This window comes from Pantoea sp. Morm, assembly GCF_016643525.1.
Classification (GTDB): Bacteria; Pseudomonadota; Gammaproteobacteria; order Enterobacterales; family Enterobacteriaceae; genus Pantoea; species Pantoea dispersa.
Genome location: NZ_VOQX01000016.1, coordinates 68,351 through 76,539 on the forward strand (window position 1 = coordinate 68,351; position 8,189 = coordinate 76,539).

Below are 8,189 nucleotides of genomic sequence, written 5' to 3' on the forward strand. Positions count from 1 at the left end.
GGCTCAGCGCGCCGCCTGCCAGATACGCTGTTGATAATCGCGAATCGAACGATCGGCACTGAAGCGGCCGGTATGCGCCGTGTTGAGAATCGCCGCTTTGGTCCACGCTTCCGGATCGCGCCACAGCGCTTCGACGCGCTGCTGTGCCGCGATGTAAGCGGCGAAATCGGCCAGTACCAGCCACGGATCGCCCTGTTTGCTCAGGCTCTCCAGCAGCGGCGCAAATGCCTGCCGGTCGCCGTCGCTGAATTTGCCCTTTTCCAGCTCCTTCAGCAAACCGTCGAGATAGCGATCGTGCTTACGCAGTTTCTTCGGACTGTAACCGTCGGCCTTCAGTGCTTTTACCTCATCCACCGTGTTGCCAAAGATAAAGATATTTTTCTCACCGACCGCCTCGGCAATCTCCACGTTAGCCCCGTCCAGCGTGCCAATGGTCAGCGCGCCGTTGAGCGCCAGCTTCATGTTGCCGGTACCGGAGGCTTCGTAACCGGCCGTGGAGATCTGCTCCGAGAGATCGGCTGCCGGAATCATCAGCTCGGCGGCGGTAATCCGGTAATCCGGCACAAACACCACCTTCAGGCGATCGCCCACCAGCGGGTCGTTGTTGATCACCTCCGCGACTTTATTGATGGCACAGATGATGTTTTTTGCCAGCAAATAGCCGGGCGCCGCCTTGGCGCCAAACAGAAAGACGCGCGGCACGAAGTCGGGATTGTCCGGGTTATCGCGCAGCTGGCGATAGCAGTGCAGGATGTGCAGCAGACTGAGATGCTGGCGTTTGTATTCGTGCAGGCGCTTGATCTGCACATCAAACAGCGCGTCAGGATTGATATCGATGCCGGTCACGCGTTTGATGTACACCGTCAGCCGCAGTTTGTTTTGCTGCTTGATGGTGCGGAACTGCTGGCGAAAGCTTTTCTTCTTCGCCAGCGGCGCCAGCCATTCCAGCGCGTCGAGATCGTTGGCCCACTCCACCTGCAGGCTGTCGTCAATCAGCGCGGACAGCAGGGGGTTGCACTGCTTCAGCCAGCGCCGCGGTGTAATGCCGTTGGTGACGTTATGAAACTTGTGCGGCCACAGCTGGTGATATTCCGGGAACAGATCGTTAACCACCAGCTGCGAGTGCAGCGCTGCCACACCGTTGACGGCGAAACAGCTCACCACGCACAGATTGGCCATGCGCACTTCGCCGTCGCTCACCACCGCCAGCTTGTGCCAGAGGGCACTGTCGTTCGGCCAGCGCTGTTTGACCTGCTGCTTCAGCTGGCGATTGATCTGTTTGATGATTTGCAGATGGCGCGGCAGCAGTTCGCGCAGCAGGCTCGCCGGCCAGCGCTCCAGCGCCTCCGGCATTAGCGTATGGTTGGTATACGCAAAGGTGCGGCTGGTAATGTGCCAGGCGTCGTCCCAGCTCAGGCCATGCTCATCCAGCAGCAGACGCAGCAGCTCCGGAATAGCGATGGTGGGATGGGTATCGTTGAGCTGAATCACTTCGAAATCCGGCAGCGTATGCAGCGCACGGCCCGCCAGCCGGTGACGACGCAGTATGTCGCTCACCGCGCAGGCGCACTGGAAATACTGCTGCATCAGCCGCAGACGTTTACCTGGCGCATGGTTGTCATTGGGATAGAGCACTTTGGTCAGCTTGTTGGCTTCAATGCCCGGCTGCTCCGCCTGCAGAAATTTCCCGGCGTTAAACAGCGTCAGGTCAAACGGCTGCGCGCTGGTGGCTTGCCACAGGCGCAGCGGCAGCGTGATGCCGTTGCGATAGCCGATTACCGGCAGATCCCAGGCCTGGCCGATCAGCTGCTGTGCCGGACGCCATTCGAAGCTGCCGTCGTCGCGCTTTTTGACCTTACCGCCCAGCCCCACCGGCACATCCAGCGCCGCGTTATAGCGGAACCACGGATAGCGATCGCGCTGCCAGTCATCCGGCGCTTCGTGCTGCTGTCCGGCCACAAACGACTGACGAAACAGGCCGTACTGATAGTTGAGGCCGTGCCCCATCGCCGGCTGGCCGACCGTCGCCATCGCATCCATGTAGCAGGCCGCGAGCCGTCCCAGACCGCCGTTGCCCAGCGCCGGATCGACCTCCTCCTCCAGTAGTTCATTCAGCTCTACCTGGTGCTCTGCCAGCGCGGCGGCCACCTCGTTATACCAGCCAAGATTGAGCAGGTTATTGCCGGTCAGCCGGCCGGGCAGAAACTCCATTGAGAGATAATTAACGTGGCGCTGAGCGCTTTTCGGCGGCACGGGCGGCTGTGCGGCGAGCAGTTCCATCAGCGCCCGGCTGAGCGCCTGCCACCATTGATGCGGCGTCATCTGCCGGGCGGAAGTCAGTCCGAGCTGCTGCCACTGGCGGGTCAGCGCGGCGTCAAAGCGGGTTTTATTGAATTTTAGCGGCGACATAGTGCATCCCTTTGCATCCGAAACGGTAAACACGGGCAAGCGCAAATCTGAAAGAGTAAGTTAAGCCGCGGACGCTGAAAAAAGCGACAGGGAAATGAAGATGCAGTGAAAAAAGGCGTGCCGCTGCGGCCTGGTCGCCATCAATGGCGACCCCACAATAAGCGCGATGACCTGGTGCCTCACAGGGTGCGCATTGATGCGCACCTGGGAAATCAGCACAGCTCCAGATGGACTTCGTGCTGTTCAATCACCTTCAGTACGCTTAACGGCGGGGTTTGATCGGTATACAGGTAATCAATCAGGCTCATGTTGCCAAGGTTAACCATGGCGTTACGGCCAAACTTCGAGTGATCCACCACCAGCATCACGCAGCGCGAGTTCTCGATAATAGCGCGTTTGGTGCGCACTTCGTGATAGTCGAACTCCAGCAGCGAACCGTCCATATCAATACCGCTGATGCCGAGAATGCCGTAATCGAGCCGGAACTGAGAGATAAAATCGAGCGTGGCTTCCCCCATGATACCGCCGTCGCGCGTGCGCACTTCACCGCCGGCGATGATCACACGGAAATCCGGCTTGCCCATCAGCAAAATCGCCACGTTAAGGTTGTTGGTGACAATACGCAGATTGTTGTGGTTGAGCAGCGCATGCGCCACCGCTTCCGGCGTGGTGCCGATATCAATAAACAGCGTGGCACCGTCCGGGATCTGGCTCGCCACGCGCTCGGCGATGCGTGCCTTTTCCGCCGACCACATCATTTTGCGATCCTGCCACGCGGTGTTTTCCGAGCTGGAAGGCAGCGCTGCGCCGCCGTGATGACGCTGAATTTTGTTTTGATCGGCCAGATCGTTCAGATCGCGCCGGATAGTCTGCGGGCTGACCTCAAAGTGATCCACCAGCTCTTCCGTACTGACATACCCCTGACGCCGGACCAGATCGATAATGGCGTCATGACGTTGCGTCTGCTTCACATCTCTCTCCTCGGCTCAAGGCCGTGTTCTTTTTATCCTGCTGCTAGCGACGTGCGCGTTTGCGCGTATCAACGAACGCCATTGCCAGCCCCACCAGCAAACCGGTGACGTGCGCAGCGTTCGCGATCGACAGGCCAAAGGCGCCGTACCAGCCAATCACCAGCCATACAATAGCGAAGCCAATCAGGCCGCGCTCGAGATAAATGCCACTTTCGGGATCGCGCTCGCCGCGCAGCCAGCAGTAGCCCATCAGCGCATAGACCACGCCGGACAGCCCGCCAAACAGCACGCCGCTGAACTTCGCCTGCATCCAGCCGCTCAGCAGCGCTGAAATCAGCATGATAACGAACAGCTTGCCGCTGCCGAGGCGCTTCTCTACCGCACCACCGAGATACCACCACCACATCAGGTTGAACAGAATGTGCAGCAGCGAGAAGTGCAGCAGCGCGTGGCTGAACCAGCGCCACACCTGAAAATACTGGGAGGAATCCGCCGGCCAGGCCAGCCAGCCGAGTACCACATCGTCGCCGACAATCTGCATCAGGATAAACACCGCCACGCAGGCGATCATGATGGTCAGCGTGAGCGGGCCCGCGCGTTCGCGAATGTTTGCCCAGATATTGCCACGCTCATAACGCAGACCGCTGTCGGTGGTACCGCTGTGCCAGCTCGCCGCCTGGTAGCGTGGATGGTTGGGATCGCGCACGAACTGCGCGAGTTCGTTTTCGACCATCTCCAGCTTGCTGTCGTCATCCAGCACAATGACATAGTGGCTTTCGCGCTCAATACGCAGCGTGACGCCGCGCGTCGCCATGTAATCGACAAACGCCTGCGCCATACGCGGCTGGTTAAACTGGGTGATGCGCATCATGCGGTGCTCTCCTTCCTTTAATCGGTCAATCAGAGGCTGCCGATGGCGACCTGCGTCGGAAACGCCGCGCGCCAGGCATCAAAACCGCCGTCGATGCTGTAGACGTCGCTAAAGCCCTGGCTTAACAGGAACTGCGCCGCGCCTTTACTGCTGTTGCCGTGATAGCACATCACCAGCACCGGCTGGTCGTGCCGGGCGCCGGCAATGAACGTCGCCAGGTTGTCATTGGTCAGATGTTGCGCACCGGTGGCATGGCCCATGGCGAAGCTTTGCGGATCGCGGATGTCTACCAGTTGCGCTCCCTGTGCCAGATGCTCGTTAGCCTGCAGGACGTTAATACACTCGAAGGTTTCCATGGGTCTCTCATTACCTCGTCATCATTTGGCGTTAGTTTACCCTGATAAGCCGCCGCTATAACCTGACAAATCCTGTGGATATGTGATTTTTTTCCTGCCGAAATGTTAGCTATATCACGCAAGAATGTTTTTATTGAGTTAAGCGCTGGCGTCAATGTTGGTTTCCGATTATTATTACGCTCGAAAACGAACATTTTAGAACTATTCCGAACATCGGAGGAGATGACGTGGAAACCAAAGACCTGATCGTGATCGGCGGCGGCATCAACGGTGCCGGCATTGCAGTGGATGCTGCAGGACGCGGCCTGTCAGTGCTGATGCTGGAGGCGCGGGATTTGGCCTGTGCAACCTCCTCTGCCAGTTCCAAGCTGATTCACGGTGGCCTGCGCTATCTGGAACATTACGAATTCCGTCTGGTGGGCGAAGCGCTGGCCGAACGTGAAGTGCTGCTGAAAATGGCGCCGCACATCGCCTTCCCGATGCGTTTCCGTCTGCCACACCGCCCGCATCTGCGTCCGGCGTGGATGATCCGCATGGGCCTGTTTATGTACGATCGCCTCGGTAAGCGCACTACGCTGCCAGGCAGTAAAGGTCTGCGTTTTGGCGCGGAATCGGCCCTGAAGCCTGAAATTACGCGCGGTTTCGAATATTCCGACTGCTGGGTGGACGATGCGCGCATGGTGGTGCTTAACGCGCAGGAAGTGGTGAAACAGGGCGGCGAAGTGCGCACCCGCACCCGCGTAACCCGCGCCTGGCGTGAAGCCGGCCTGTGGATGGTGGAAGCGGAAGACGTCGATACCGGCAAAACCTACACCTGGCGCGCCAAAGGGCTGGTTAACGCCGCCGGTCCCTGGGTGAAACAGTTCTTTGACGATGGCCTGAAGCTGAAATCGCCGTACGGTATTCGCCTGATCAAAGGCAGCCATATCGTGGTGCCGCGCGTGCACACCGAGAAGCAGGCTTACATTCTGCAGAACGAAGATAACCGCATCGTGTTTGTAATTCCGTGGATGGATGAGTTTTCAATCATCGGTACCACCGACGTCGAATACAAAGGCGATCCGAAAAATGTCAAAATCGATGACAATGAAATCAGCTACCTGCTGAAGGTGTATAACGCGCACTTTAAAAAGCAACTGACCAGCGACGATATCGTCTGGACCTACTCCGGCGTGCGTCCGCTGTGCGATGATGAATCTGATTCACCGCAGGCGATCACCCGTGATTACACGCTGGACGTGCACGATGACAACGGCCAGGCACCGCTGCTGTCCGTGTTCGGCGGCAAGCTGACCACCTATCGCAAGCTGGCGGAGCATGCGCTGGAGAAACTGGCGAAATACTACCCCGATGCAGGTCCGGCGTGGACCAAAAACGCCGTGCTGCCAGGCGGTGATTTCTCCGGTACGCGTGAAGATTACGCTGCCAGCCTGCGCCGTCGCTATCCGTTCATCAGCGAAGGCATGGCGCGTCACTTCGCCCGCACCTACGGCAGCCGTACTGAAGTGCTGCTGGAAGGCGCGAAGAGCCGTGAAGATCTGGGTGAAAACTTTGGCCACGAATTCTATGAAGCCGAACTGCGTTACCTGGTGAAACACGAGTGGGTGCGCGAGCTGGACGACGCCATCTGGCGCCGTACCAAACAGGGTATGTGGCTGAGCGAAGCCGAACAGGCGCGCATCCGCAACTGGCTGGCGGAAAACGGCCAGAAACCGGCGCTGTCGCTGGCTTCCTAATCGCCTTAAGCATTGTCCTCAACCCCGCCACCGCGCGGGGTTTTTATTTTTTCTCTTTTTGTGTCGGCGAGAGGTTATTCACACAAGGCACTGCACCAGATCAATTCTCACCGCTCCGCTTACTGACTAAATAATCCGCGACTGGATTAACGGACTCGTCAGTGACAGGGAGCATCACGCATGGCTTTAGCAACTTTTCCGCTCAATATCTTCACCACACAGCGCATGTTTAATGACTATGGCGCTGACGATATGCGCTACGGCGATATCTGTGAACGCCGGATGAAAAACGAATTCGGCCTCACCCACATTTCCAATGTGGTCGACCCATGGAACATGACGCGGCTGCATCCCTTCCATAATCCCCAGTCGCGCTTTGCTGGTGCTTATGAGAAACCTGGCGAAAAGCTTTCACCGCTGGAGTGCGCCAGGCTGCTGTTTGCTGAGATGCAAACCACGTCATTACCTTTCGCGCTTGTTGGCCCGCAACGTTTCCTGATAAATAAGATGCTGGAGCATTTTATGCGCTCCAGCGGCCTGCCGTTTCGGGATTTGTCGCTGGATATGGCATATCGGGACAAAATTATGAACGACAGAAGCATAAACAGTACACACAAAGCCATAATTGATACGCTCAATGTTAATATTGATTATGGTATCAAAGGCCTGCCATTGAAAAATATAGGTGATATTAATTCTGCCATTAATAACTCGATCCTGCCAAAGTTCGATTCATTAATTATGGATAAAATAAATGGTCTAGGCATTACTGTTCATGATGTTTATGCTACCAAAATTGACATATTGAGTCTTGACGTTAATGGTGCGCGCTGGAGGGCAAAAATGCGCTTCAGCGGACAGGATCATTTCGGTCTGGATACGCATGATATTCACAAGCATAAATTCAGACAATTTCAGTTTTTTAAGATATGGTTCACCTTACAACGTTATGATAAATTTGGCTTTCGTCCTTTTCTGACGAACATGGATGCTGTGATAGATATTGAAGGCGGCCGTTAATGAACAGGAAGACATGGGCAGGATTAATTCTGCTTATTGCATTAGCCAGTGGCATATATTGCTACCTGAACTTCAGGGAAGTTAACGTCATTGACGTTCACCAGGATTACTATTCTGCATCAATTATCGTCGATCACCTGCCTTATTCTGACGACGAAAAAATAAGGTGGTGGTTGAGTCACCAGCAGCAAATAACATTAAAATACAATATTAAAGCCTTTAATGAAAATGGCTCCATTACCTATTATTTTTATGCATTAGGTGAGGGATATCAGCCATTAGAAAAAAAGGACCGCATTTGCTTTAAGCAAATTCAACCCCCTGCTAATTGCCTTGATAAAAATTTACTGATGAAAATTCAGCGGACGCAGGATGGTGGCGTGATGTTCTCACTGAATTCAGGAAATTACACAGTGAATAAAGACAACGAAATGAGTCAATTGCAGAGGAGCAATTGATACATAGCGCGATAAATCGCGCCGCTACAGTGTGTGCGGTCGATAATGACGAAAGTCACTGCCGCATTTACCGTAGCGGCGCAATTCATTGCGCTAATTAACACGCTAACTTACAGCCCGGCATTGTCACGAATATATTTACGGGCTTTCACTGCATATTCGAATGGGTTAGCGATGGCCGGATCCTGTTCCGCTTCAACCTTACACAGTGAATAAAGACAATGAAATGAGTCGATTGCAGAAGAGCAATTGATACATAGCGCGATAAATCGCGCCGCTACAGTGTGTGCGATCGATAATGACGAAGGTCACTACCGAATTTATCGTAGCGGCGCAATTCATTGCGCTAACTGACCGTCAATCTTACA

7 protein-coding genes and 1 pseudogene are annotated in these 8,189 nt (G+C 55.4%); 3 read left to right on the forward strand and 5 right to left on the reverse strand.

Features of this window, described 5'->3' with window-relative positions:
• Positions 1-3 precede the first annotated feature (3 nt).
• The 4 genes from malP to glpE form a co-directional block, all read right to left on the reverse strand.
• A complete protein-coding gene (malP, locus tag FT726_RS08265) occupies positions 4-2,409 on the reverse strand; it encodes a maltodextrin phosphorylase (protein WP_346302661.1) in 2,406 nt (801 codons plus the stop codon).
• Between the two features lie 212 nt (positions 2,410-2,621).
• Positions 2,622-3,380: a DeoR/GlpR family transcriptional regulator gene (locus FT726_RS08270; protein WP_058759319.1), complete on the reverse strand. Its 759-nt coding sequence runs from the start codon at positions 3,378-3,380 to the stop codon at positions 2,622-2,624.
• A gap of 43 nt (positions 3,381-3,423) precedes the next feature.
• The gene (gene glpG / locus FT726_RS08275; RefSeq protein ID WP_125309891.1) at positions 3,424-4,248 is read right to left on the reverse strand and encodes a rhomboid family intramembrane serine protease GlpG; all 825 of its coding nucleotides are present in this window, start codon (positions 4,246-4,248) and stop codon (positions 3,424-3,426) included.
• 32 nt (positions 4,249-4,280) lie between these two features.
• Complete coding sequence (gene glpE, locus FT726_RS08280) at positions 4,281-4,607, reverse strand: thiosulfate sulfurtransferase GlpE (protein ID WP_058759320.1); 327 nt, start codon at positions 4,605-4,607, stop codon at positions 4,281-4,283.
• A 227-nt stretch (positions 4,608-4,834) separates the two neighbouring features.
• Between glpE and glpD the strand changes: the two genes are divergently transcribed.
• The 3 genes from glpD (at position 4,835) to FT726_RS08295 (ending at position 7,821) form a co-directional block, all read left to right on the forward strand.
• Positions 4,835-6,343, forward strand: a complete 1,509-nt coding sequence (gene glpD / locus FT726_RS08285; RefSeq protein ID WP_346302662.1) for a glycerol-3-phosphate dehydrogenase — start codon at positions 4,835-4,837, stop codon at positions 6,341-6,343.
• Between the two features lie 180 nt (positions 6,344-6,523).
• Positions 6,524-7,363, forward strand: a complete 840-nt coding sequence (locus tag FT726_RS08290) for a DUF3289 family protein (protein WP_215480644.1) — start codon at positions 6,524-6,526, stop codon at positions 7,361-7,363.
• Positions 7,363-7,821, forward strand: coding sequence for a DUF943 family protein (locus FT726_RS08295; protein WP_215480645.1), 459 nt, complete (start codon positions 7,363-7,365; stop codon positions 7,819-7,821). The genes FT726_RS08290 and FT726_RS08295 overlap by 1 nt, the downstream gene beginning before the upstream one ends.
• A 110-nt stretch (positions 7,822-7,931) precedes the next feature.
• Here the strand turns inward: FT726_RS08295 and FT726_RS08300 are convergent.
• Positions 7,932-8,021: pseudogene (locus FT726_RS08300) on the reverse strand (hypothetical protein); the annotation flags it as partial.
• Positions 8,022-8,189 lie beyond the last annotated feature (168 nt).